This is a genomic window from Halalkalibacter akibai JCM 9157 (assembly GCF_000513135.1).
GTDB lineage: Bacteria > Bacillota > Bacilli > Bacillales > Bacillaceae_D > Halalkalibacter > Halalkalibacter akibai.
In genome coordinates this window covers 29,883-55,223 of sequence record NZ_BAUV01000026.1, presented here as the reverse complement: position 1 = coordinate 55,223, position 25,341 = coordinate 29,883, and the positions used below count along the sequence as shown (strand labels likewise).

Here is a 25,341-nt window from a genome sequence, read left to right as displayed (position 1 = left end):
GCAGAATCAAAGCATAATTTTTGAAATTCAAGAAAGGATAGTCATATAACTAGGAAAAGATAAGATGGTGAAAGTATGAGAAATATGAAAAAATCAATTAATACAAACTCTATTCCTTATTTGTTTTTAACAATTATTCATATTGGCCTGTTTTCTTTCTTGTTAAAAAGAAAGAACAACACACATGCTTGGATATTATTTTTATCAAACGTAGGCTTTGCTTTTCTATTTGAGTACCCCACTCTTAACTTATTCCATGGTTACAGATACAAACCTTCTATAATGAAAAAACGGTTTTTCGATGTTATTTTAGGGGCAATTTTATCTCAAGCTGTTTACGTACCTATCTCAGCTACGTTTTTAACTCTATTTAAGAAAAACTGGAAATGGAAAATGTGTCTTAGCATTATGTATGTTGGAATTGAAAAGTTATTTATACACTTGAAAATATATAAAGTTTTTTGGTGGAAGCCTATATTTACGCCTTTTTTAATATTTATATATTTTCATATTAGTGATCTTTTCTTTAAAGCACTCTCCAACCAAAATAAATGGGCTTTAAAAACAGCTCATTTTCTATCTGTTGAAGTTCTCTTTATTATGTTACTGTATTTAGTTGCAGCTAAGAGACAAATTCGTTTTGGTATTGGAATGTATCATACCTCGACAGAACATTTTAAAATAGTTCCTTTATACAGTTTGATTCTATCAAGTCTTGCAACCTTTACGTCATCAAAGTCAGGTGCTATTTATCGTTTTCTAATGATTTTTTGCCATATTTTTATTGATGTCTTTCTCGTGAAAAAAGGGCTCCTAAAAGTAAATTTCAAAAGAAGGCTAAATTATATTTGTTGGTATTTAACGATGATTTTTATATCAAAATTTCTTTATAAAACCATTTACCATAGTAACGATTTTTAATTGGATAGTCACTGTTAACCCTTCCATTGTTGAATTGTTCAATTGAAAACTACTAGCTTATATTTCCAGAAGAGCAACCCACATTATTTACAAAATCTCTTCTCCCAGTTTTGCTGAGTGAATTAAAAAACAGCCATCTTCATCCAACATAATTAATTTCTTATTTCGTAATTGGTTAATGGTTCGATTCATCGTCTCTCTCGATGTTCCGATCATATTAGCCAGTTCTTGATTCGTAAAATGCGACGTGAGTTTGTACAGGTCATTCTTCCTCACAGCATTTGTCTTACATAAACGAAGAAATAACATCACAATTTGTTGGTACATATCACAAAGAATTTTTTCTTCTAAACGGTTCTGAAGATCAATGATTTTCTCTCCCAATACTTTAAACATTTTAATACTGAGCTCTGGATACTTTAAAAGTATTTTCTCAAACTGTTCTACTGGTATGACAATTAATTCAGTTTCTTCTAATACTTCAGCATGTGCCGGGAAGTTACCTGTCCGAAAAAAACCAGCGTGTGGAAACATTTCTCCCGCTTGGAGAATAGAAACAATTTGTTCTTTACCAGACAAGTCTGTTTTATGTATTTTCACCTTACCAGTGTAGATAAAAAATACTCGATCAAGCGGTTCACCTTGCATAAAAACAAATGATTTTGCGAGATACGTCCGTAAATGTGAGATCTCAACAATTGGGTCGATTTCTTCTTCCATTAGTTCTTTAAAAAGAGAGAAGTTCTGTAAAAGTCCTTTTATTAATTCTACCTTCATTTCAAAACTCCTTACATTAAAAAGTAAGTTTTTCTTCTGTTATTGTAAACACTTAACAGATAGAATACTGTGATTAACATCATAGGTAGAAGTTTATGTATTCCCAATTGTCATTAGAAAACTCATTATTTGATTTTTTTGCAGACATAAATCATTTGATCACATTCATCTGATATAGGTGTCCCGTTCCAATCTTTGTACACACTAACGATCTCAAACCCATTAACCTGAATAATGCGCTCCATTTCTTTTGGAAAAACATAACGTAAGCTTATGTTTGTTTGAAGTTCCTTAACCACTTTTCCAACGCTATCTTTCATTCTTCTTATCGTGATATTGTGCTGAATTTGTTTCAGAAAATCATAACTACTTATCGTGTACACATCTACAATATTTTTTGTGTCATCGTCTACATACGATTTCCAATACTCCTCTGTATTAGGCGAAAATAGTTCCTCTGCGCTAGGAAATCTTGTACCAAATATGAATATTCCATCTGTCTCTAAATGTCTGTTTACTGACATTAATAATCCATCTTGAGCTTCATTTGTAAGGAAATGTTGAAATGAATTCCCTACGGTATAGATAAGATTACTTTTTACATTCAAATTTAATCTCGAACAATCTTGTTCAATCCACTTTATTTGTAATCCTAGATTAGAGGTTTTCCTTTTCGCTTCATTTAACATACCTTTATGAAGGTCAACCCCTATCAATCTATACCCCTTTCTTGCCAAGGGAATAGTGGCTCTTCCTGTTCCACAAGCTAAATCAATGATTATACCTTCTTGTTTTGAAGCCCATTTTTCAATAAAATGAATGTCTTCAATATATGTATTATTTTCTTTATCATATAAAATTGGATCATCGTACTCTTCAAAATTATCTAGTTTTATTTTCTTGATCATAGAATTTCTCCTTGTTAATAAACAAACCAAAAACCAACAATTTTCTTAATACTTCAAGTAGTCATACATATAGACTCAACCTAATTAATTATTTTTTATCGTTTTCAATTTGATCTATTATCTTATCTAATTTATTCCCTATTTCTTTAAGTTGGCTGTTCTTTTCTTTTGAATTTAACAGTAACCTTCTTATGAAAAGAGTAAACGAGACAACAAATAAAATAATAAGTCCAAAACTGAGTAATTGGTAGATGATTGAACCCCAATGAACCTCCATCTGACTTCCACCTCACTTCCACTAAATTACTTTTATTATACCATTATTTCCCTTAAATTTTACTAGTGGAACTTATGCTTATTGATAGATTGTATGATATAAAAAAGGCTAGCGCTGCTACATTTGAGCTACGCTAGCCTTTTGGTAAGCAGGCCCTTTAATCTATGACTTAGTCAATCACTAAAACCAGCTTACCATTTCCTTTGCCTTCTGCTAATTGTTCAAACCCCTGCGATGCTTGTTGCAGTGGCAAACTTGTACCAATAATTGGTCGAAGTACGCCACTTTTCAACATGCCTATCACACCATGAATGCTTTGTTCATATTCTTCCTTTGGTGCGTTCCAAAGAGCTGTTGCTAATATATCACACTCCTTTTGCATCGCTAGTCGTGGATTCACCTCAATTGAACCACGATTTCCAACGATTACAATTTTACCAAATGGTGCTATTAGCTTTAAATCTGTCTCTAAATTAATGTTAGCTAAAAATTCTATGATTACATCAGGTCCACGACCATGCGTTAAAGCTAAAACATCCTGAATTGTTGCTTCTGTAACATGATTAATGACTTCGTCTGCGCCTGCTTCTCGTACCATTTTTTTACCCTCGGGCTTACTAGCTGTTCCAATTACTTTAGCTCCGTGAGCTTTCGCCATTTGCACAACCTGCAATCCAACCCCACCACTAGCCCCATGTATTAACACGGTTTGACCAGGTTTCAAACGAGCCCGTTGAAATAAAGCACGATAAGAAGTCAAAGCAGGTACTCCTATTGCTGCACCTTGTTCAAAAGATACCTGATCTGGTAAAGGATAAACCAAAGTTGCATCACATACTACTTTTTCCGCAAATGTCCCTGTACTTTCACTTCCCATTAAGGAAGCGACAAATACACGCTCACCAACACGAACATGTGTAACTCCTTCACCAACAGCCTCAACAACCCCTGCACCATCTAACCCCGGTGTGTAAGGCAATTGAGGAATACAGAAAGCATAGGTTCCTGTTAGTGTGTAAATATCACTTGGATTGATACCCGCAGCATATAAACGAATACATACTTCTTTCTTTCCTACATCCCTGACCTTAACGTCTGTATAGACTAATTTCTCAGGTCCACCAAATTGTGTAACTTGAATGGCTTTCATCTTAATCATTCTCCTCGTTTCGGGTTTAAAAATATCACGTAAATAAAAACCAATCTGTATAAAAATGTACTTCAAAGTAATCAAAACCTCTTCAATGACTCTCTTATTCGAATAAAAGGACATTCATCTTTAAAAAATACCGTTTTCCAATTAAATTTACCATAATAAATCTACTAATTAATCTATAATAAATTATGATACCGTTATCATTATGTGTTTATAGATTAACTTTGGGCTTATAAACAATTGAAAGGAAGTTTATGCTGGAAAAACTACTATACGGTGTTGCTTATTACGATGAATATATGCCTCAGGCTTTGAGCTCTTAAGTGGAGAGCAAGTTGGCAAGAGCACAGAGGTTTCGCTTGGACGCTGGGGTTTTATGAATATTAAAGAGCAGTAATTGAAATAGGAAAAATGAAAGAGGCTGGGACATACTAATTACAAATAAATGTATTGTTAAAGGTTCTGAACATCAAAAAACGATGTTCAGAACCTTAATAGTTAGATGGTTATATGATTTATTGTCCTATTCGCCGCTGATAAAGAAAAAATCACCATAATAAGTTTTAAGTCTGCCCCAAAACTTTTTAGACAGACTCCATTCATACATCTACAACCCATACCTTCGAATCAAATAAGTCGGTGTACAACTCCAAGCATGACAATAACTATTAATTAAATGACTACCGTACGGAGAGTATGCTTTGTCATTTGGGTTGTATAGCTCCCAGAATGTGTCTGCTCCATCTTTTATCATTCCACCCCAGTAGGTTCGCAACATCTCGACTGCCTTCTTCTGATCCCCGATTAATAATAACGCTTCAACAAGATGATGGTACATATAGGGGGTGTTCATTCCTATACTTGGGTTCTGTTCGAACAGCTGGTTTATGAGAATTCTGTTTTCTTCTTGATCTAATACTTCAGCAAGTACCATCCAAATTTGGCTAGCCCAAGAGACTTGATTCGTGTCACCACTTACAAAGAATCCTTTTTGTTCATCCCATAAATGTTGAAGGGTTGCCTCAACAACTTTGGTTAATTTTAATTCCAAATACGTTTTTTTGCTTTCATCAAGAAGTTCAGCTAATCGGATCGTTCTTCTTAGTGTATAAATCAAAATTGCTTGTGATGGGGCTTGTTTGTTTAACTCCTCATGCCAATCGATAAATGCCCACCAAGTCGAGCTATCTGTTACAATCCCTCTTTCATCTAATCTCTCTAATGCTAATTCAACTTGACGGTAAGCAAGAGGCCATAGTTCTTCAAGTGTTTCTTGATCATTGGTTGCCTCATAGTAGTCGTACAGGGTCGTCGTAAAAAATAACGAATAGTCATACAAATACGTATCATCTGGTACGAGTGTTGGTGCTATAAATAAATTGGCTGAAACTTGTCCTTGTTCATTTGGTACACCCGCAAAAAGGTATAAGCATCGTTTAACTAGATCATTACTTTGAAATGTCTCGTAGTTTGCGAGTGCTTGTAATCGAAGATCTCCTAGCCATAGACGGCGGTCTCTTTTGGGACCGTCTTCGAAAACATCTTGCATGCAGTCTTCTAGTGTTTTAATGCTAATTCGATCCATTTGTTCAAGCTCGCTATCTTGATAATTCATTTTTGGTACGTGGGTATTATCTGCTGATGTCACAGTTTCACAGCTGATTTCGTCAAATGCTACACGATATTTTTGAGAAGTATCTAAAATCTCTACTTTCATATAACGGAAGCTATAGCGCCTTGGTAAGGTGATGGTTTCAGGCAAGACATCGACATGAATGGTTTCTTCCTGTAGCCAAGAGCTACTGATCCAACCATTATATGTTGAAAAAGGCACCGCTACCTCCACTGGCATTTCTCCAAATGTTAAACGGATATGGAGAGGGGCATCCGGTGGACTTCCAACAGCTCGGATTTTTAGTGTTACATATCCTACTTGGTGCTGGCCGAAATCTACGATGAAACTATCCCCTTTTCCATAATCCTTTTCTACAAGCTTTTCTACTGCTTCTGTTACAATGCATTTCCAGCCATGTATGATGTCAGGATCCTCTACCGTTTTAACTAAATTAATCGGCTTAGTTACTTGCTTTTTCAAGGTTGGCTTCAGGCTTTCTGCTTTTTGAATAAAATCCTCGTTTCGATCAATTTTCCTCTCGGCTGCTACTTGAAAATTCATTTCTATTCAACTCCAATCGTTCATTTAAGCTTGATAAATATTTCTGGAATACACCGTTTCTTCCTTTATAGATTCCTCTGCTCTCTTCTCGTTTTTTCAAATAGAATAAAAGAATAACGCATAATCACAAAAGAGGTTATACTTCCTCCGAATAAGACTGTAATAGCTGGTAAGTGCATGCTAACGACATAAAGACCATATATTGATAACGCCATGAGTACCGTCATGACCGGATGCTTAAAATTTAACAGAAAAGCATTTCGTATGATTAATAGATAACTCAAATGATAATGAACAAATAAAGGAATAGCATAAAAAACGGTTAACACAAACATTAGTATCGCGATAAACATCGGGATATGCAGAAACTGCCAATAAGGATTCGTCAGATGTTGTAGGATCTGACTATCAATATATAAAACCGCTCCGATGACCATTAGGATATATCCCAAAATGTTAGCTCTTTTAAAATCAGTTTGAAATGCTTTTAGAAAGCTTTTAAAAATAGGAATATCATGTTCACCCATAATCCATTTTCTCACAACTGCGAACATCGCTATCGTAGCTGGGAAAAAGCCTGCTAAAACCAGACCAACTAATGAAAACACGATCCAAAGAAGATTCACATATGCCAATTTAATGATCCACTCTGTTACCTCGTGAAACCTTCCAACCAACCCTCCAAATCTCATTGGAGACCCTCCCTCGTTTGTTCTTATCTAAAAATTACTCCCCGTAACAATACGGAGAGTAACATCATCTATCTCCTATCCTTTAACAGCACCACTAGTCATACCTTTCATTACAAGCTTATTTAAAAACAAATATAGGATTAATGTAGGGATAACCGCTAATGAAATTGAAGCAAAGGTTGGCCCCCATTGACGTGTTCCATATTCACCTGTAAAACTAATTAAACCAGTTTGAATGGTACGTAAGTTAGAATCACTAATAAAGGTCATGGCAAAAATCAAATCGTTCCAAGCAAAGAAGAATTGAACTAAAGCAACTGTAACAATTGCATTTTTCAGTAATGGAAAAGCAATTTTAAAGAAAAATTGATAAATATTTGCCCCATCCATGATCGATGATTCTAATAATTCATTCGGTACTGATTTGAAATAACCGACAAATAAGAAGATTGTTAATGGTAAACCGAAAACCGTATAAATTAGCATAAGGCCAAAAAGATTGTTTAATAGCCCTAAATTAAAATACATTGTAAAAAGTGGAAGTAAAACAATTTGTACAGGAATCATAATACCTGCTAAAAATAGAAGCATTACTTTATCTTTTAATTTCCATCTCATTTTCTCAATTGCAAAAGCAGCCATTGACCCTAACAAGATAATTAGGAATAAAGCTGGAAAAACAGCGATTATACTATTTTTGAAGTAAACATTCATCTTTCCTGAAGTCCATGCCGTAACATAGTTATCGAGATAGAAACTTTGCGGTAAAGAAAACATTGGATTTACTGCAATTTCATTCGGTGTTTTGAGTGAAGATAGTAAAAGCCAAATGATTGGATAGATCAAAATAAGTACAAACAAAAAGATTAAGGTCATCCCGACCACAGATCCTAATCGATACTTTTTCTTCGTCTTAACTTGTGTTGTTTGTTTATTCATTTCTAGATTTGTTTGCATCTTTCTCCCCTCCATTCATTAGGCAACGTCCTTACGTGCAAATCTATAAACTAGTAAAGTAACTCCTAAACATAACAACAGAAGATAAACGGCAATGGTACTACCGTATCCGTACTGACTATATGTGAAAGAGGTATCGTACATATACATCGTTAACATCGTTGTACTATTACCTGGTCCACCACCAGTTAACGCAACGGCTGTTTCAAAGACCTTTAATGTACCATTTAAACTAAAGATCACAGCTGAAATCAGAATCGGACGAATCATCGGAAGAACAATATTGTAGACAAGAGTTAGTCCTTTTGCTCCATCTAACTTTGCCGCTTCTAAAACATCCTCAGGAATATCAATTAATCCGGCAAATAAAATAACGGCATAAAAGCCCATTGATTTCCAAATATCCATAATCACAAGAACGGCAAAAGCCGTGTCACCTTGTGCTAACCAAGGCTGAACCAACATATCTAAACTTAAGCTTGCTAACAAGCTATTAATTAAACCCAGTTGAGGAGAAAATTCAAATAATTTAGAGAACATCTCAGCCACTGCAACGGCTGGTAGGATTACAGGGAAGAATACTAATGTTCTAACTAAAAAGGAAGCTTTCTTTAGATAAAAGACAAAAAGTAAAGCCAATGCGAGCCCCAAGACAACCTGTCCTGTCGTAACAAGAGCTGCATACTTAATACTTAACCCTAAACTATTTTTAAAGTTTCGATCACTAAAGACCTCTAGGTAATTACTAATTCCTACAAACTCAAACCCTCGAATCGGAGAGCCCTCGAAAAAGGAATAACCTATTGACCAAAAGGTAGGGATTAATAAAATAAGTAAATATAATATCATCGCAGGTCCTATAAAAAGGAAAATCGCTTTTCTGTCTTGCAATACGGTGTTCATACTTCCACTCCTTTCCAATTTATAAAGAAGGAAGGTCCTGGAATGGACCTTCATTCAACTAGATTTATTCTAACTCTGCTAAATACTCTTCAGGTGACATATCACCATTTGTGAGAAGTTGAACGTTGATTTCTGCTGCATCCTTCTTACGAGCATCAAAATAAGCTTCGAACCAAAGCGATGCACTTTGAACATTGTTAAGCTCTTCTGTTACCGCTTGCGTTAATGAACTTACATTGTCTGGTGTTTCATTAACTAAAAGACCACTGATCATTCCATAATCTGCTAAAGCACGATCTGCATAATTCGTATATAAGTATTGAACCCAATCTTTCATAGCATCATCAAATTTATTTTTCGCAAATACCGTTACGAATCCAGCATTCATATTGTAATCTTCTAATGTTCCAACTCCACCTTCAACCGTTGGCACGTTGAAGAATCCAACTCCATCTGGACCACCAATGTGATTTCTAGTTTCATCATGAATGTCACCTAAAATCCAGCTTCCCATGTAAATCATTGCCGCTTGCCCGTTTAGAAACATATCATTGGCTGTTTGATAGTCAATTGCATTAAATCCTTGTCCGAAATAACCCTTCTGAGCCATTTCTTGTACCATGGAAGTTGCTTCAATAAAGCCTTCATCCATTATTGATAATTCTCCGCTATCAACACGTCCCATTGCATCAACACCATACAAACGAGTAGTATATGCATTAATGTAACGTGTTAGTGGCCATCTATCTTGTCCAGCTACTGCAAAAGGTTGAACTCCGTTTTCTAGAAGAGTTTCACTTACTTCTAATAGTTCATTCCATGTTGTTGGAATTTCTAGACCATTTGCTTCAAAAATTTCTTTGTTATACCAGAATCCTTCGATATTTAGCTCCATTGGAACCGCATACAATCCTCTTCCTCCACTTAATTGTTTAAGCAGATCAACAGCACCTGGATTTAATTTATCGAAGATTCCCATTTCTTTAAACGCTTCTTCAATATCAACAACTAAATCAGCATCAATTAGTTCTTGCAAAGGTTGATCTGAATGATAAGCAAACATTTCAGGAAGATCGTTACTTGAGGCAAGCAACTGAATTCTTTGAGTAGTGTTTGTTTGATCAACTACTTCAAGTTCAACATCAAAATTAGGATTATTTGCTTCCGCGTACTCTCTTGCCATCGGTAATACGACACGAGGCTGCCCTTCATTTTCTGTTCTATTATGCATGTATTTAATCGTTCTAGCCTCGCCGCCTGTTTCAACAATTCCCTCATTCTCACTGCTGGATTGTTCTGAACTGTTGTTGGAACAACCAACAATCGTTAACATGGAAGCGATTACACATACCATTAGTAAAAGCCACTTCTTGCTCATTGTGTTTCCCCCTCAAATCTGTTTTTGTTTTTGAGAACTTCGTTTAAGTTCTTAAGTTAATTGTAAGCGGTGCCAAAGTTTTTTTTTAAGTGCCTCATTTTTTTGATTATGTCCGAGTTTTTTTGTTGAGTGTGGATTTCCCTGGATATAATTACCTAATTTCATTGATTTTCTGTGGATGTAATCATTATGACATGTAAAAAGGTGTGACAAAAGGTTTTATTCCTTTTATCACACCAATCTAGTTAAGAACTATAACTTTCTTCTAATAAAAAAAAGATCCAAGGTCTTTCAGCGTTTTAGGGTCTTCCTGCATGTTCTGGTTTCCCTGGTTCCTCCCTTTTTCCTGGAGGATTACTGTTTCCTGGCTTCGTAAAAGTTAGACTATCAATCCGCAGGTCAGCTTCGTGAAACACAACGTAAAGGTCTTTTGTTTCTTGAGTATTTCCTGTTAACTTTGTAGTTACATCAACATAGCCAAGTTCATTGACCGTAACGTTTGTGTGATCAACAGTATAAGAATTTGGCCCTGTGACAGGTACGTTAATTTCTGCAATAGGCTTGCTGTCAGGTGAACCTAGATGCAATGAGATTTGACCGCTTTTTACATCGGTAGCCACTCTTGCTGTAACCTCTTTTGCATTAGAAAGTTTCACATTTGGTATAGCAACCCATGAACCTTCTTGCTTAGACCTTACCGCATGATAGCCTCCGACAACTTTATTCTCTTTAAGATTTGCTGCTGTTCTGCCTTTAGAAACTTCATGATAAACAACCTCATGAGAAGAGAAACTATGATCAAATACATTAAAAGTATCAGCTTGTAAAGTGGCAATTGAGCTTCCTTTTACTTTGATTTTTTGCTCTTCCTTAATATTTTCAGAAGAAGATCCGACCATTAACGTATATTGATTTTCTTCTACAATGAAATCTCCTAAATTAACGTCCCAAACAGCGAAATCTTGTGGATTGACTGATAATGTTACTGTTCTAGTCTCCCCTGGCTCAATTTCAACTTTATCAAATGAAACCAGCTGTTTTTTAGGAGCATAATTTTTGTAGGCTGAATTATTGTTCTTAATATACAGTTGAATGACCTCTGACGTTTTCACTTCGCCAGTATTTGTTACGTTAACTGTAACATTAAACGTTTTTTTACTATCTGCTTCGGTAGGTACTGTAAAATCAGAAAATCCGAATTCACTATAAGAAAGTCCATGACCAAACTCGTAAGTAACCGGAGCTTCCGTATACATGTAAGTTAACTTTGTATCAATCGGATCCGAGTTGAGCATGTCTACTGTGTAGCGAGGATCAATGTTAACCCCTACAACGTCAGTACTATTACCCTCAGGAATAGAATATTTACTGAGGGAAGGTAATGCAGACATATCTGCATACCAAGTAGAAGTTAAACGTCCTGTTGGTGCGTAATCGCCATACAACACTTCGGCCAAGGCTACAGAATCATATTGCCCTGCATATGGTTGATAGATAATAGCATTCACATTCGGATTATTCTCTATCTTGTCAAGTGCTACAGGAAAACTAGAAGTTACAACAACAACTGTCTTTTTCCCTTGTGCAGCAAATGCTTCTGAAACTCTCTCCACTAGTTCGTAATCCGTTTCACCCATGTAAAGACTGGATCGGTCATTACCTTCCCCTGCGCTGTGACGTGGGATAGCACCAACAAACACAACCGCATAATCATCTACTGACGCGCGTTCAACTACATCTTCTCCAGCTTTTCTAATAATCGTCTTTTCAAATTTTGATCTGTCGTCACGAATAGCTGCATTCGTTGCGTTATTTAAGGTAGAAGTTGACGTTACTAAATTCCCTTTATCACTTGTCGTAATCATTCTACCATTCAAATAATACCAATTTGAAAATTCACCAGTAAATCCAGTTCTAAATCCGTTACTAATGATCGAAACCGATTGATCTTCATTTTGCTCGATTCGTAATCTAGGAGGAATTGTACTTGTATTTCCAAGAAGCAACTCTTGACTCCAGTCATTGCTCGTAATATTTAGAATTGTGTTATCTGTATTTCCTAAAGCTACATTTCCTGCGTTAGGAGAAGTGACCCAGCGTTCATTTAAAATAGATCGTAAACTGTGTCCTTCTTGTCCCCAATCATATTGTTCAAATAAGTGTGCAGGATCATTAGAATTCAATGGTTCTTCAGTAGTCTGTAATACTGATCCTTCTGCCCCTGCATTAGCATTTGCTGTTACAGTCTGATCAAGTAATTTAGAGGATAATCCAATGATCGGAGCACCTGTGTGATAAGAAATCCGATCGCCACCTATTTTTCTAATAATTGCACTTAACGGAGAAATTCCTGAATTTGTAATTTCCGGTGTAACCCTTAGAGATGCTGTTGGTTTAAACCTAGCATCTGCGTAAATTCCAGATATAGATGCGTTCTCATTCTTATTTAAAGGTAACGCCCCATCATTTTTTAAAAGTACGATGCTTTCTTTAGCTGCTTGCAATGCAATATCTTGATGTTCAGGAATATGATAATTAGAAGGGGTTGTGGCAACATCTTTAGCGTATTGGGCGAATGGATAATACTTTGGAATCCCCTCTTCATCTACTTCATTGAAAATCCCAACCCTAACCATTTGGTTCACATGAGGTCGAGCTGCTTCAATCAAATCTTCCTTTGACAATCCGTATAATCCTTGCTCTACCGCATCTACTAGTCCAAGTACATCTGTTAGTGCATCTTGTGGATTAGGAGAAGGCCTTCCCGCGTTTGATTTTGCTAGTACCATTAAAGCCGTAGCATGAGTGCGGTCAACAGCGTATGTTTGATCGTAGCCATTGCCTTGTTGAACTCTTCCAGCAGATGTCTCTGGACCGAATACGTGTGCATCTGCATTAAAATCTGGTGAACTGTAAACGCCATATTTAGCATAGTTATTTGCGTGTAATTGCAACGGTGACAAGATATTTGGTACTCCATTTGTTCGACCAAATGAAGTCATAACACCAGAAACTGAACCAGTTGAAAGTGGCAATAAAGCTGCTCGGGTCTGATACTCATATTGAGCACGTGCCCCCGCCAAATAGCTAGCTGAAAATCGGTACCATTGTGAATTGTATACGGAGTAATGTTTAGTCCCAACAGCTGCTCTCATCCAGAATCCATCATTACTTTCTGGTAAATCGGTCCCTCCTAACCCTGCTGCCATATTATCGACTAGAACAGAGGTAAGATAGGCATCTTCCGAATAGCCCTCGTCAAAACGCCCACTCAAAGGATTAATTCGTAAATCTGTTTCCACAGTGAACGCTACAGTTGGGGAGGCATTAGGTCCACCATGGATGTTTGATTCACCTTGTTTTACTTTTAAAGTATTTAACTTCTCACTGCCCATTACTTTACCAATATCGGTTAACAATTGTTTGTTCCACGTTTGCCCCATCCCAACGAGAGCAGGAAAATCGGTAGATATACCTTGGACATTGTCGGCTGCTGAAAGAGCTCCTGGAATGACTTTCCCAGCGTGTTTTCCTCGTTGTAGAGTATAGTGATTACGAGATCCTGTTGCGTAAACCGCTGGACCTTCTAGACCCGTATATTCAAAATAAGTATCAACATACTCGTCTAAATGCTCCGGATTCCCATCAAATAACGGCATCCCATCGAACACTCCACCACTTTGTGTCTTAAAGGAAACACCCTGCTCCTGTCTTTCTGTAGCAAAACCAACTGGTTGAAAGCTAGTACTAACTAGCGTCAGTCCTAGGAACGCTAACAAACATCTTTTTCCAAATCGCTTGACTGGGGATTTTTGCATGTACCTCACCCTTTTCTTGTTTAATAGATGAATTCGCTTTCAAAAAAATACTTGTTCGTCATCTAGAAGTTAATTCATAGGTGCAGGTCAAACATCTATCAATAAGCATTCACCTCCCTTTAGTAACTCCTGTTCTGATTTGGATAAAGACTACCTCACTACTTCTAACCAGTTTCCATCCACTGGAATCTCAGTTTCTCGTATTTCACCATTCTTTTCATAGCGAAGAATCCCATGACCATAAGTCGCTCTAACTCTAATCTTCTTGGAATCCATGAAAATTTCTACGTCACCTTCATTGATTGGTACCGTTCCATCCATCCACACTAATCCACCAAGATGAGGTTCTACCATAAAGGTTTCATATCCAGGACTTAGTGGTTTGACACCTAGATAATATTTACCAATTAAGAACATCGGGCTTGCACCCCAGGCGTGACACAAACTTTTTCCGTAACGCATTCCATACATTTCAAAATGTTCTGTCCCAGTTTGATTTGGATCATATTCCTCCCAAAAACTTGTCGCCCCTAAATCAAGCATTCCTCCCCAATATTGAAGCATCTCCTCAAGCACAAATTGATGTTCTCCGACCTCACACAGAGAGGCTAATTCATAGAACCGCATATACGGAGTTTTAATCGGCTGTACATCAGGGTTAAGTAACACATTTTTCTTTACCTCTTCAGCTTGTTTATCATTTAAATATCCAAACATTAGAGCAAACATATTAGGATACTTCGTTACTTTAGAATTAAGAATTCCATCCGCACGACTGTGTACGAGACCTCCTATATTTTCATTCCAGAAGATATCTATGATTTTTTCCTTGAGTGTCAATGCCTGTTCTTGAAAATCTTGTACTCTGTCACTGTCTCCGACCAATTGGGACACTAACGCCATCGTTTCCAAGCTGCGACATAGTAACAACTGAATCGTACTCACTTCTCCTCGATTATCAAGATCAGCCCAGTCGACAAACACCCAGTCTTTTTCAATCCCTTCCATTAAGCCATCGTTATTACGACGTCCTAAACAGAAATCCATCAGAGAGAGCATCCTTTCATACTGTGATTTCACAAATGAATCATCACCCGTATACAAATAATAATCGTATATCCCCGAAAACCAATATAAGCTATAATCGACGATTGTATTTAAATGAGTAACAATTGGATCCTTTCCTCTTAATGCGACTAAAGTTCGCTTAACAACGTCTCGATCAAAGAAACTATAATAATTTAATAAAAAGGATTGATAGGCATCTCCTGACCAGACCCAGCGATCTCGCTTTATTCCATCAAAGAAAAATTCTCTCGTATTAAGATGAAAGGTATACTGTGATGTCACCCAAATTTGATTAAGTTGATCGTTGGAGCTTCTAAAACGCCCACGATAGTCAACAGGTAGGTATTCATACAGCATAGAGATCGAGTCCAGTTGAAAATCATTTGATTCAGGAACAATTTGGACATAGCGATAGGCTCGAGACTCTGTTAACGTAAAAATTTCTGTTTGTGAACCGTCAACGGTTATGCGATCTAATAATACACAATGATCTCGGTCTTCTGCTTCTTCTCTAGACTCTCCGTAGTAAACCGTCACATCACTTTGTCCTTTTATCCCGTTCAGCTGCAGAAAGCCGAATGTCTCCTTCCCAAAATCCACAAACCAGCCCTCTGCTCTTTTTTCTACAGTTACAGGATGCTGTTCACTCGTTTCCAAACGGTATTGTGATGGCGTTGTTTTAGGATCATTCAATTCATTTGGCCAACACCCTACCTGATACCAATGTTTATCGTAACAGGACACTTTCCATTCATCGTTCGTTTTCAAATGTTCTCCTTTCATATATAAGGCCGGAATTCCGACGTCATTATAGACGGCTACACTTATTTCATGCTTCCCTGCAGGCAACAACATACGTTGTTTGTTATGTCTTTCATTGTCTTTCCCGTCTAAATAAACAGCGAATTGTCCATCTGTATGAATCTCTACTTCCTCCGGCATTTCTAACTCATACGTGTAAGTAAAACGAACGGAACTATAATGACGGTCTAAGCGCCAATAGGCAGGGTAGATAACTTCACGCATTTTTCGTTTTACGGAAATTTGCTCATGTAACCAAACTTCCCAATCCCCTGGGTACCAAATCCAACATACATTTTCTCTATCTCCTTCTTTTATCAATGCTTCCTCACTCCTTAATTCTTTTCAAGAGATAACGCCTATAGAAGATTCTCAAACTGTCTTAAGATAATTGTAAGCGGTGCCATTATGATTTTTAAGTGTCTCATTTTTTTGATTTTGTCTGCATTTTTATGAATAGTACTAAAAATATTAATTTCATAGTCATGTCCACTCCTTCGTTCTAACAAAAAAGACTGATGATCAAGAGAAAGGACACTGAAAAAGTTCGAGTTGCCTTTTTCTACTGTCCTAAAAATTGATCACCAGTCTTTATTATTTATTTCTTCATCCCATATCCTTCATCTAAATTGGCTTGGGGTCACACCCGTAGCTTTTTTAAAAATTTCAGAAAAGTGTCTGTAAGTTTGATAACCCACCATTTCACTTACAACAGAAACTTTTTGCCCTGATTTAAGTAGCGATTTTGCCTGCTCAATTCGGAAACGAGTCAAATATTTAATATAGGATTCACCCATTTCTTCTTTAAAGAGATAGCTTAAATAGGTTGGGTTCATATCAACCTTTTCTGCTACCTGTTGTAGAGTTAAATCTTCATTATAATGCCCTTCGATATACTGTAATGCTCGGTTAATAGCCGAATGCTTCTTTTCTTGGGTATTCTTTATGGTCCAATCCCACATTTGTTTCATTTGCTTGCGGAGCCATAGTGCCATTTCATCTCTTGTTTGGGCGTTACGAATCTCCCTGTAAGCTGATAGGTTGCTAACTGTTTCACATTCGACTCTCCAGCTGTTTCTTTGACAACCTCGATGACTAAATAAATCAGCTTTAATAGTTCACGCTCTGCCATGTCTCGATCAAGCTTCTCAAATTCAATCCAATCTATATATTGAGTTAAGGCATTTTCTGTTCCCGTTTCATCTCTTTTACGCATTGAAGATAAAATGTCCTTTACTTGATTAGAAAGTTCCTCGGGAATAACCGTATCTTTCGGTAAATTTTCAAAACGAATCCAACCTTCTTCTTCAAGAAAACACCCGTATTCCAAGGCATTCAGTGCCTCACGGTAACTTTTTGACAATAATTCTAAATCGTTGTAAATCTGACCCGAACCTACTATTCCATTGGTACGGTTAATCCACTCTGTTATATACTGTTCCGTCAGAGAAAAATCTTGGTTAAAATAAAAAATGACCACTAAATCCCGTTTCCCATTCCAGACTGAGACCATTGTAACTGAGTCATTTCTGATGATGGGCATTTTTTCTTTTCCGTAATAGGAAATAACAGTTGCCGCAACCACACGATCCGCTTCGGTGCGAAAATGTTCATGCCATTTCTTATAGGCATCGTCTTTGTTTAATAACAAGTCTAAAGTTGCTTTCTCCATTAACTCTTGCTTGGTTTTCTTTCGTTCTAATTTTAGATTTGTCATTTCATTTTGATCTTCTATCCTTTTCAGCGTTCTCTCGACCGCTTCCTCAATCATGGGAATTGTTACTGGCTTATCAAGGTAGTCCGCTACACCTAGTTTAAGAGCTTTTTTCACATATTCAAATTCATTAAAACCACTAAAGACAATGCAAATTGTAGTAGGTGCTTCTTTCATGATTTTCTGTATTAGCTCTAATCCGTCCATACCTGGCATTCTAATATCTGTAAAAACGATATCTGGTTTCAGCGTTTGAAACAGCTCAAATGCTGAAATCCCGTCGCTCGCAGTACCTACTACTTCAATACCGTATTGAGCCCAATGAATCAGTGATTTCAAACCCTGAATCACGATATATTCATCATCAAATATGACTGCCTTAAGCATTAAGAACCCTCCTTATCTTTGGGCAAGCGAATTTCTACTATTGTGCCTTGATTGACAACACTGTTGATTTCAAAAGAACTTTCAGGGCCATAATAGAGCAATAATCGCTCTCTAATATTTTGTAAGCCATAGCCCATCTCTGTAACAGCTAAATCTTCAATACCAATCCCGTCATCTTCCACTATAAATATCATTGTTTCAGATTCTAATCGACCAATTAATTTTACTGTTCCTTTGCCAACTTTTCTTTCTAGCCCATGAGTAATCGCATTTTCAATCATCGGTTGAAGTATTAACTTTAAAATCATTTTATCCAATAGCTGTTCTTCGACATCTTGGATATATTGAAAACGATTACTAAATCTAATATTTTGAATCGTTACATAATGTTTAATATGCTCCAATTCCTTTGAAAGGGGGATGGTTTCTTTTCCATGATTTAAACTAATTTTAAAACTTTCCGACAAAGCTACTGTCATCTTGGAGATTTGCTCATTTTTGTCAATCATCGCCATCCAATAAATTGAATCAAGCGTGTTATATAAGAAGTGCGGATTGATTTGTGCTTGTAAAGCCCGTAATTCTGCTTCTTTTCCTTTCAATTGAGAACGAATTAACTGCTCGTTTAAACTTCTATTTTCAGTAGTAATCTGTTTAAACGTCCCACCTATTAATTCTAATTCATCTTTATCACTAGCCGTCGTTGTTCCTGTTCCTTTCGACCAATCCATCATCATATTCTTAATTTGTCGAATAGGACTTGTAATTTTACTAGAGAGGAAAACAGAGAGAATCAAGACTAGTAATGTAATCAAAATAGCAATAGCGAAAGTAGCTGTCCGGATCTGAACAGAGTCTCTAAAAAGATCCTCATTTTTCATCACCGATAAGTAAGTCCAGCCAGTTGTTTGGTTCGTATAATGACTAGTGATATATCCCTTTTTTTCTAATTCTTGTAAAACAAAACTAAGGCTATCAATTGTATACATAGGATCAGAATCAGGACGGGAATCATAAACAGTTTTAACTACACCATCTGAAGAATCTAGAATAATCATCCCTTCTGATTCTCTTTCATCCAACATATTGGAAAATAGCGACTTTTTAATATTAACTACCAGAAGTCCAATTGGTTCACGGCTGAATTGCTCAGGATTTAATAGTAATTTAACAGAGGAGAATGTATCCGGCTTATTTTCTAGAACGTTATAATCAATAAAAATTTCCTTCCCTTTTGCTTCTAAACTCTTTTGATACCAAAGGGTTTGAGAAATTCTTCTTGGGTTATTTTGATAAGAATCGATTAAATTCGATCTTCCATAACAAACCGAACGAAACGCATTATCCAGGACGCAAACAGAGTCAATATAGCGTTGATCAACTAAATAATTAGATAAGATTCTCTGCAGAATGGCATAGGTTTGCCAACCAATAATATCTTGATCATTACTTCTACTACTGCCACTTTGAATTAACTCTTGTCGTAACGTTTGGTCTGATAGAATTAATCTTTGTGTATTAATAATATTACGAAAAATAACATCTGAGGTTTCACTTGTTGTTTTAAGCCTACTTTGATTATTCTCAATATGATTTTTAACAAGTGCCTGATTGGCCAAATTATAAGAGATAAAACCAAGCAATAAAATGGGTAAAATAGATAGTACGATTAATGCTGCTAGAATTCGATTTTTGAATTTTTGCAGGTGGAAAATTCTAACCATTTTTTGAAGCAATCGATTCATTTCCAATCATCCTTTAAGATCCATTCTGTATGTTCTGAGTCGTATGTATTATAGTCTATTTATTAGTTAATTACTTCTTTTTTGATGAATCATGCTATACAATAATAGATAGTAAACTAGGGAGGTCTTCTCTCATGAAAAAGGTTAGAAGCGAATTTATTGGACAATCGTACTTCAAAAATAATCTCAATTTCCATATTAATCGTTGGAAAGAAGGATTTGAGAACCCTCATCACATTCATGATTTTATTGAAATAACGATTATTGAAGAAGGCAAAGGTTTTCATCATGTCGATGATCATATTATCCCTGTCAATAAAGGTGAATTATTTTTAATCCCAATTGGAGCAAGCCATGTATTTCGTCCAACCTCACCTACTTCTATTCATCCCCTTACCGTCTATAATGTTCTATTTGATCGACAAGTTCTAGACTCACTTATGAAAGAAACAACTAGAATAGGAGACACGAGTCTTTCAATTTGGCTTTCTAGTTTAGGTATAAAATCAACTTTTTCCTTCTTACATGTAAGTGATCATCAAGATATTTGTTTAAATTTAATTCGATCTATGTACTTTGAATATCAACAAAAGCAGCCCGGTTATCCCATCATTGTTACAGCAAAAATTCACGAACTTATGCTCCAGTTATTTCGGATGAAACACCGTCATACTGAAGCCTCTCTACCGAAATTATCAGTATTTGCTATTGACGAGGTAGTCTCCTATATGACAGAGCATTTAAATCAAACGATTACACTAGCACATGTAGCGAATAAGATGAATGTAAGTGAACGCCATTTTTCACGAATGTTTAAAAAATACACTGGACAAACGTTTAATGAATACCTTCAAAATAAAAGAATTGAACGAAGTTGTGAACTGCTAGTTACAACAGACTTGTCAATCAAAGAGATTAGTTATTTCATTGGATACAAGGACACCGATCACTTCCGTAAACTATTTACAAAAAAACTTGGTTTATCCCCTCATCAGTATCGAAAAAATGTTTAGAATAAGAATAGCATTAACACGACAAAAATAGATATAAATCCCACCTTATCAACCTATTTGAAAACTCTTCAACAAAAGTCACAATTCAAGAGAGCTACAAAGGAGTTGTCCCAAGCACTGAATCGAGTTGCTATACAAAAACCTTAAGAAGAGAAACCCTCTCCTCTTAAGGTAAGTGCTAAAAGAGCCATTGCGTCCTCTTTTATATTGTTTAGAATACTCTCTTTAAAATCTCCCTTCTACCAATTTTTGCATTTTCAACTAAATTTGCTTGTGCGGGTAATAATTTTACAATAACAATTAGTTTATCACTTTTACATTTTCAATAGTCGACTCAAACTCATAACACCCTGATCCTATTTGACAAATTGCTTTTCCATCTTCATAACCAACAACATTGACTTCGTTGTGCTTTTGAATTAAGTGTCCATCCACTTTTACAGTATTTTTGTTTGTAGTAGGAAGCCAAACAGTTGCAGTTGTATTCGCAGGAATTGAAACATGATAAGTAAGTGTATCGCCTTTCATGTTCCATTCACTTTTTATTGTGCCATAGACAGACTTATACTCTCCACTGACTGAGGTAAGACGCTTATATTTATCAATATTTGGTTGTAGATTGATATGTTTAAACCCAGGTTGCGCCTCATCATTGGATATACCTGCCGCATATTTGTACATCCATTCGGCAATTGCGCCATAAGCGTAGTGGTTAAATGAATTCATAGCAACATCGCCAAAGCCCTCTTCGATAGAATAAGAATTCCAGCGTTCCCAGACTGTTGTTGCTCCATTTTTTACGGAGTATAACCAGGAAGGCATCTGATCCTGTAACAATAGGGAGTAAGCAACTTCCGAATGACCTACCTCGGATAATATTGGAGCAATCACATTTACTCCAAGAAACCCAACTGACAATGTATTTTCTGCATAATTAACACGATTACTATTCGGATGTTTTTGCTTGTACTCTGTATTATTTTTTATATTTTCAACAAGTAACTCAACCATTTGCTGCTTCTGGTCTTCATTCTCATACAACTCTAATTTGATAGTCCAAAGCAGACCGCATTGGCTGTTATCTTCTACATCAGCGGAGGAATAAAAATTAGGCATCATAAAAGGAGAGCCCTTCGTACACTTCAATGTTAATATCCCATTGTTATCTATTTCAATGTAATTCTTAATATATTCTTTTTTAATCTTTTCAAACAGCTTTCCATATTTTTCCGCTTCCTCTTGTTTCCCAATAGCTATTGACATTTTCTCCATCAATTTTGCATCATAAGCATAATAAGCATCACTTAAAAGCTCTTTAGCTGTTCCCTCAAAATTCAACCAATCCCCTATACTACCTGGTCCCCTAAATGTTTCTCCTGTTTGACTATAAATCCAATCCATATATTTTACCATGGCTTTGTAGTTATTTTCGATAATAGTTGTATCACCAGTCATCTGCCATACTGTCCAAGGAACAACGACACCAGCATCTGCCCAGCCACCATTTCCTACAACACCCATGAAATCTGCAAATCTTCCACTCGGTGTTGAGGAATGGAATGTTCCTTCGCCATATGCTTCTTGAGAATCTGTGAGCATCTCCATCCAATTCTCCAAGAAAATAGCAGCATCCATATTGTATAAGGCAGTGTTCGCAAAAAGTTGGGTATCACCTGACCAACCAACTCTTTCGTCTCTTTGTGGGCAATCAGTTGGAATCCAAAGATAATTCCCTCTATGCCCCCATAAAATATTTGAAAATAGGTTATTAATATCTTGTTGTGACGTGACGATACTTCCCGTCTCCTCAAGCGCAGACATGGTAACTTTCCCGATTAAGCTATTAACATAAATTGTAGTATTTGGTGAAACCACTGTAGCTTCAACATATCTAAAACCATGAAAAGTCAAAGTAGGCTGATATGTTTCTCCTTCTAAGTCTCCCTTTAGAGTGTAGTAATCGGTTGCTTTTGCTGAACGTAAGTTTGCTGTATATATGGACCCTTTAGGACCATCAGCCCCCTCACTATCGTCATTTAACATCTCAGCAAAACGCAATTTGATTTGACTTCCCTTTTCTCCTTGAACCGTGATTCTAGGAATACCCACCATATTTTGTCCAAGGTCAAAAATTACCGTTTCGTTTTCAGAGATTGTAACATTACATTCTTTCGCTCGCTGTGAATCAAGAATTGTCCGACTGGAATCAATCTCAATCGTTCCTCTTCCATTTTTACTAGCGTCTTGATTAATTACGTCTTCATAATACGTGATCGTTTGTGGGAATTGATCCAGTTCATCGATTATTTTTGCTGTATCCCCATTAAATGCGGTAACAGTCGCATTAGGGAAAACTTTTGTGTAATCATGTTCTTTCACATCATTCCATTTCGAATCATCAAACCTGATATCATTCCATCCTTCTATCTCCATAGTTGCATCGTAAGTTTCTCCATCATAAATGTCGTTTGAACGGATAGGACCATTATCTGTTGCTTTCCAACCAGAATGAACATCCGTTACCACCGAATCTACCGAATCGTCTTCATAAGTTATTAATAACTTAGCAAATAAAGCGAGTTCATTGACTTCACCCGAATAATAGTTTGTAAGTCCATCTATTTCTCTTCCCTTTGATATTCGACAATTCCACCAACCATTTCCTAATACGGCAGCAAGAGTTACAGCGTCCCCTTTCATATAACGAGTTACATCATAGGTCATATAGTTGATCGTTGAATCATAATTCGTCCATCCTGGAGGCATAAATTCCACCGTAAGACTATCATCACCTTCATTAACAGTTCCTATTTTTTGCCCATTTATATAAGCATCATACACTCCTAATGCAGATATATATAGCCTTGCGCTTTTAACTTTTCCATTCAGCTTCGTTTCCTTTCTAAGTAAAGGTGCACCATGACTATTAGGATCTTTTCCATCCATTGAAATCCATTTGGCCCCGCTCCATCCTGTTACACCATCGGTACTTTTGAGACCTGTTTCGAAATATACACTCTCTTTAGTTTGAACCAGTTTATCATCTTGGTTCCATACAAGAACGGTCCAATAATATTTAGTAGATGGTTCAAGTGTATTCCCCAGATATTTAATGGCTACAGAGATATCTGATACGACTTTACCGCTATCCCATAGATCAGCCTCATTCATAACTAATTTTTCAGGGCTTGATGCTACAAGAATTTGATAAGCAATTTGTCTTTGTCCGTTTGAATCTGATGACATCATCCAACTAAACCGTGGTTTTTCAGCATCAACCCCTATCGGATTGTAAGCGTATTCAACTTTTAAGTTATGAATCCTTATTATTCCCTTTTCGGTAACCTCTTTTGTATTCATAATCTATATCCTCCTCAGTTAATAAGCTACGATTTATCTAAATAAATTATAGTATTGATTAAACAACAAAAAGACGGGTAATCAAGACATAATAGCAGGGAGATATAGACAAATTTAATTATGGAGTTTTAGGTTGTTAGCATGTAATTACGGTGAAGTGAAGAGGTTGCACAGATTGCAATTTCACCAGCATAAAATTGGGCAATTGATCGCGGGGTGCATGGTTTGTACTTTACGTATAAAGGCGAGAAGGCTGTTGATTTAATCTCCTTCACAATTGAATACATAAAAAACAAGAGGAAACGCAGTAGAGTAAAATCGACTGCGTTTCCTCTTGTTCTAATTATTTTTTTACATTGCCACTACTTATACCAGCATGATCGTGTTCAAGAGGTAACCAGTCAAGCACTTTTTTAATATAAAGGTTCCAATAATCCCAATCATGTCCTCCTGGACCTTCTTCATACGTTACATCCAAATTGAACTCTAGTAAACAATCTCGAAAATCTCGATTCTCATTTATAAGGAAGTCGTCTTCTCCACAAGCTACATATAGTTTCGGGATACTGACATTCTCTTCTATCAACTTGTTCACGATCCATTTGGGATTCATATCACTCTCAGCCACTTTAGTAAGATCTCCGAAACAGCCTTCCGCATAGGAACGAGTTTCAAAGAAGATTGAACTATCGTTTGTTCTGTTTTCAATTCCTTCCGTAATCAAGGCTGAAGACAAACCTGCGACATAACCAAATGTATCATGGTATTTCAAACCATTTCTAATAGCACCGTAGCCACCCATTGAGAGTCCAGCGATATATGTATCCTCTCTTTTGTCTGAAAGATGAAACATTTTTCGGGTAATCTCTACTAACTCCTTACCAATAAACTCACCATAATAATTGTTTACACCCGGATTATCAACATAGAACATATTATCACCAGAGGGCATGACAACAACTAAATCCTTTTCTTCTGCCCATCTTAATATATTTGTTCCGGTTATCCAATCTGTGTAATTTCCGAGCACACCATGAAGCAGATACAGCGTTTTAAATGGCTTTTGGTCTCTAACAGGCATACCCGGAAATAGAAACTTGTCTACTGGTAGTATTACATTCATTGGAACAGTTCTCCCCAATGACTTTGATAGAAAATTAGCTTGGATTAATGCCATCTTCGTTCCTCCTTAAAGAGATCTTTTTTTCAATTTGAAAAGAAGTGTTTCCACTTAACTAAAGTGTATGTTATAGATAAGAATATTCATAGTGAATGTTGTAGAACCGCTCT

The 25,341-nt window shown here is 36.4% G+C and carries 18 protein-coding genes; 2 read left to right on the top strand and 16 right to left on the bottom strand.

Annotated features, from left to right (window positions below; genetic code table 11):
• Window positions 1-75 precede the first annotated feature (75 nt).
• A complete protein-coding gene (locus tag JCM9157_RS14275) occupies window positions 76-921 on the top strand; it encodes a hypothetical protein (RefSeq protein WP_035665684.1) in 846 nt (281 codons plus the stop codon).
• An 87-nt stretch (window positions 922-1,008) separates the two neighbouring features.
• Here the strand turns inward: JCM9157_RS14275 and JCM9157_RS14270 are convergent, their stop codons facing one another.
• From JCM9157_RS14270 to JCM9157_RS14210, 14 genes are all read right to left on the bottom strand, one after another.
• Complete coding sequence (locus JCM9157_RS14270; RefSeq protein WP_035665682.1) at window positions 1,009-1,698, bottom strand: Crp/Fnr family transcriptional regulator; 690 nt, start codon at window positions 1,696-1,698, stop codon at window positions 1,009-1,011.
• 125 nt (window positions 1,699-1,823) lie between these two features.
• Window positions 1,824-2,606 (bottom strand): class I SAM-dependent methyltransferase, encoded by a 783-nt coding sequence (locus JCM9157_RS14265; RefSeq protein WP_035665681.1) that lies wholly within the window; start codon window positions 2,604-2,606, stop codon window positions 1,824-1,826.
• An 88-nt stretch (window positions 2,607-2,694) separates the two neighbouring features.
• Window positions 2,695-2,883: a DUF4083 domain-containing protein gene (locus JCM9157_RS14260; RefSeq protein ID WP_035665680.1), complete on the bottom strand. Its 189-nt coding sequence runs from the start codon at window positions 2,881-2,883 to the stop codon at window positions 2,695-2,697.
• Between the two features lie 169 nt (window positions 2,884-3,052).
• A complete protein-coding gene (locus JCM9157_RS14255; RefSeq protein WP_035665679.1) occupies window positions 3,053-4,033 on the bottom strand; it encodes an NADPH:quinone reductase in 981 nt (326 codons plus the stop codon).
• A 613-nt stretch (window positions 4,034-4,646) separates the two neighbouring features.
• Window positions 4,647-6,215, bottom strand: a complete 1,569-nt coding sequence (locus JCM9157_RS14250) for an alpha-L-rhamnosidase-related protein (RefSeq protein ID WP_035665678.1) — start codon at window positions 6,213-6,215, stop codon at window positions 4,647-4,649.
• A gap of 65 nt (window positions 6,216-6,280) precedes the next feature.
• Complete coding sequence (locus tag JCM9157_RS14245) at window positions 6,281-6,907, bottom strand: YesL family protein (protein WP_035665677.1); 627 nt, start codon at window positions 6,905-6,907, stop codon at window positions 6,281-6,283.
• A 75-nt stretch (window positions 6,908-6,982) separates the two neighbouring features.
• Window positions 6,983-7,864: a carbohydrate ABC transporter permease gene (locus JCM9157_RS14240; RefSeq protein ID WP_201768900.1), complete on the bottom strand. Its 882-nt coding sequence runs from the start codon at window positions 7,862-7,864 to the stop codon at window positions 6,983-6,985.
• An 18-nt stretch (window positions 7,865-7,882) separates the two neighbouring features.
• Complete coding sequence (locus tag JCM9157_RS14235) at window positions 7,883-8,767, bottom strand: carbohydrate ABC transporter permease (protein ID WP_035665676.1); 885 nt, start codon at window positions 8,765-8,767, stop codon at window positions 7,883-7,885.
• Between the two features lie 64 nt (window positions 8,768-8,831).
• Window positions 8,832-10,145, bottom strand: a complete 1,314-nt coding sequence (locus JCM9157_RS14230) for an ABC transporter substrate-binding protein (protein WP_035665675.1) — start codon at window positions 10,143-10,145, stop codon at window positions 8,832-8,834.
• 299 nt (window positions 10,146-10,444) lie between these two features.
• Entirely contained in the window at window positions 10,445-13,963 is a 3,519-nt protein-coding gene (locus JCM9157_RS14225) for a glycoside hydrolase family 3 C-terminal domain-containing protein (protein WP_035665674.1), read from the bottom strand.
• A gap of 150 nt (window positions 13,964-14,113) precedes the next feature.
• Entirely contained in the window at window positions 14,114-16,153 is a 2,040-nt protein-coding gene (locus tag JCM9157_RS14220) for an alpha-L-rhamnosidase-related protein (protein WP_052013165.1), read from the bottom strand.
• Window positions 16,154-16,452: 299 nt separating this feature from the next.
• A complete protein-coding gene (locus JCM9157_RS23500; RefSeq protein WP_081734194.1) occupies window positions 16,453-16,827 on the bottom strand; it encodes a helix-turn-helix domain-containing protein in 375 nt (124 codons plus the stop codon).
• The gene (locus JCM9157_RS14215) at window positions 16,800-17,933 is read right to left on the bottom strand and encodes a response regulator (RefSeq protein ID WP_052013163.1); all 1,134 of its coding nucleotides are present in this window, start codon (window positions 17,931-17,933) and stop codon (window positions 16,800-16,802) included. The genes JCM9157_RS23500 and JCM9157_RS14215 overlap by 28 nt, the downstream gene beginning before the upstream one ends.
• Entirely contained in the window at window positions 17,933-19,678 is a 1,746-nt protein-coding gene (locus tag JCM9157_RS14210; RefSeq protein WP_035665673.1) for a sensor histidine kinase, read from the bottom strand. The genes JCM9157_RS14215 and JCM9157_RS14210 overlap by 1 nt, the downstream gene beginning before the upstream one ends.
• A 134-nt stretch (window positions 19,679-19,812) precedes the next feature.
• Between JCM9157_RS14210 and JCM9157_RS14205 the strand changes: the two genes are divergently transcribed.
• Window positions 19,813-20,691 carry an AraC family transcriptional regulator gene (locus tag JCM9157_RS14205; protein ID WP_052013162.1) on the top strand — a complete coding sequence of 293 codons (879 nt, stop codon included), beginning with the start codon at window positions 19,813-19,815 and terminating at the stop codon, window positions 20,689-20,691.
• Between the two features lie 300 nt (window positions 20,692-20,991).
• Here the strand turns inward: JCM9157_RS14205 and JCM9157_RS14200 are convergent, their stop codons facing one another.
• Both JCM9157_RS14200 and JCM9157_RS14195 read right to left on the bottom strand, forming a co-directional pair.
• Window positions 20,992-24,051: a family 78 glycoside hydrolase catalytic domain gene (locus JCM9157_RS14200; RefSeq protein WP_035665672.1), complete on the bottom strand. Its 3,060-nt coding sequence runs from the start codon at window positions 24,049-24,051 to the stop codon at window positions 20,992-20,994.
• A gap of 343 nt (window positions 24,052-24,394) precedes the next feature.
• Window positions 24,395-25,228 carry an alpha/beta hydrolase gene (locus JCM9157_RS14195; RefSeq protein ID WP_035665671.1) on the bottom strand — a complete coding sequence of 278 codons (834 nt, stop codon included), beginning with the start codon at window positions 25,226-25,228 and terminating at the stop codon, window positions 24,395-24,397.
• Window positions 25,229-25,341 lie beyond the last annotated feature (113 nt).

Coding starts and splice junctions, on each gene's coding strand:
- JCM9157_RS14275 (WP_035665684.1), top strand. CDS start 76: ATGAGAAATATGAAAAAATCAATTAATACAAACTCTATTCCTTATTTG.
- JCM9157_RS14270 (WP_035665682.1), bottom strand. CDS start 1,698: ATGAAGGTAGAATTAATAAAAGGACTTTTACAGAACTTCTCTCTTTTT.
- JCM9157_RS14265 (WP_035665681.1), bottom strand. CDS start 2,606: ATGATCAAGAAAATAAAACTAGATAATTTTGAAGAGTACGATGATCCA.
- JCM9157_RS14260 (WP_035665680.1), bottom strand. CDS start 2,883: ATGGAGGTTCATTGGGGTTCAATCATCTACCAATTACTCAGTTTTGGA.
- JCM9157_RS14255 (WP_035665679.1), bottom strand. CDS start 4,033: ATGAAAGCCATTCAAGTTACACAATTTGGTGGACCTGAGAAATTAGTC.
- JCM9157_RS14250 (WP_035665678.1), bottom strand. CDS start 6,215: ATGAATTTTCAAGTAGCAGCCGAGAGGAAAATTGATCGAAACGAGGAT.
- JCM9157_RS14245 (WP_035665677.1), bottom strand. CDS start 6,907: ATGAGATTTGGAGGGTTGGTTGGAAGGTTTCACGAGGTAACAGAGTGG.
- JCM9157_RS14240 (WP_201768900.1), bottom strand. CDS start 7,864: ATGCAAACAAATCTAGAAATGAATAAACAAACAACACAAGTTAAGACG.
- JCM9157_RS14235 (WP_035665676.1), bottom strand. CDS start 8,767: ATGAACACCGTATTGCAAGACAGAAAAGCGATTTTCCTTTTTATAGGA.
- JCM9157_RS14230 (WP_035665675.1), bottom strand. CDS start 10,145: ATGAGCAAGAAGTGGCTTTTACTAATGGTATGTGTAATCGCTTCCATG.
- JCM9157_RS14225 (WP_035665674.1), bottom strand. CDS start 13,963: ATGCAAAAATCCCCAGTCAAGCGATTTGGAAAAAGATGTTTGTTAGCG.
- JCM9157_RS23500 (WP_081734194.1), bottom strand. CDS start 16,827: ATGGCACTATGGCTCCGCAAGCAAATGAAACAAATGTGGGATTGGACC.
- JCM9157_RS14215 (WP_052013163.1), bottom strand. CDS start 17,933: ATGCTTAAGGCAGTCATATTTGATGATGAATATATCGTGATTCAGGGT.
- JCM9157_RS14210 (WP_035665673.1), bottom strand. CDS start 19,678: ATGAATCGATTGCTTCAAAAAATGGTTAGAATTTTCCACCTGCAAAAA.
- JCM9157_RS14205 (WP_052013162.1), top strand. CDS start 19,813: ATGAAAAAGGTTAGAAGCGAATTTATTGGACAATCGTACTTCAAAAAT.
- JCM9157_RS14200 (WP_035665672.1), bottom strand. CDS start 24,051: ATGAATACAAAAGAGGTTACCGAAAAGGGAATAATAAGGATTCATAAC.
- JCM9157_RS14195 (WP_035665671.1), bottom strand. CDS start 25,228: ATGGCATTAATCCAAGCTAATTTTCTATCAAAGTCATTGGGGAGAACT.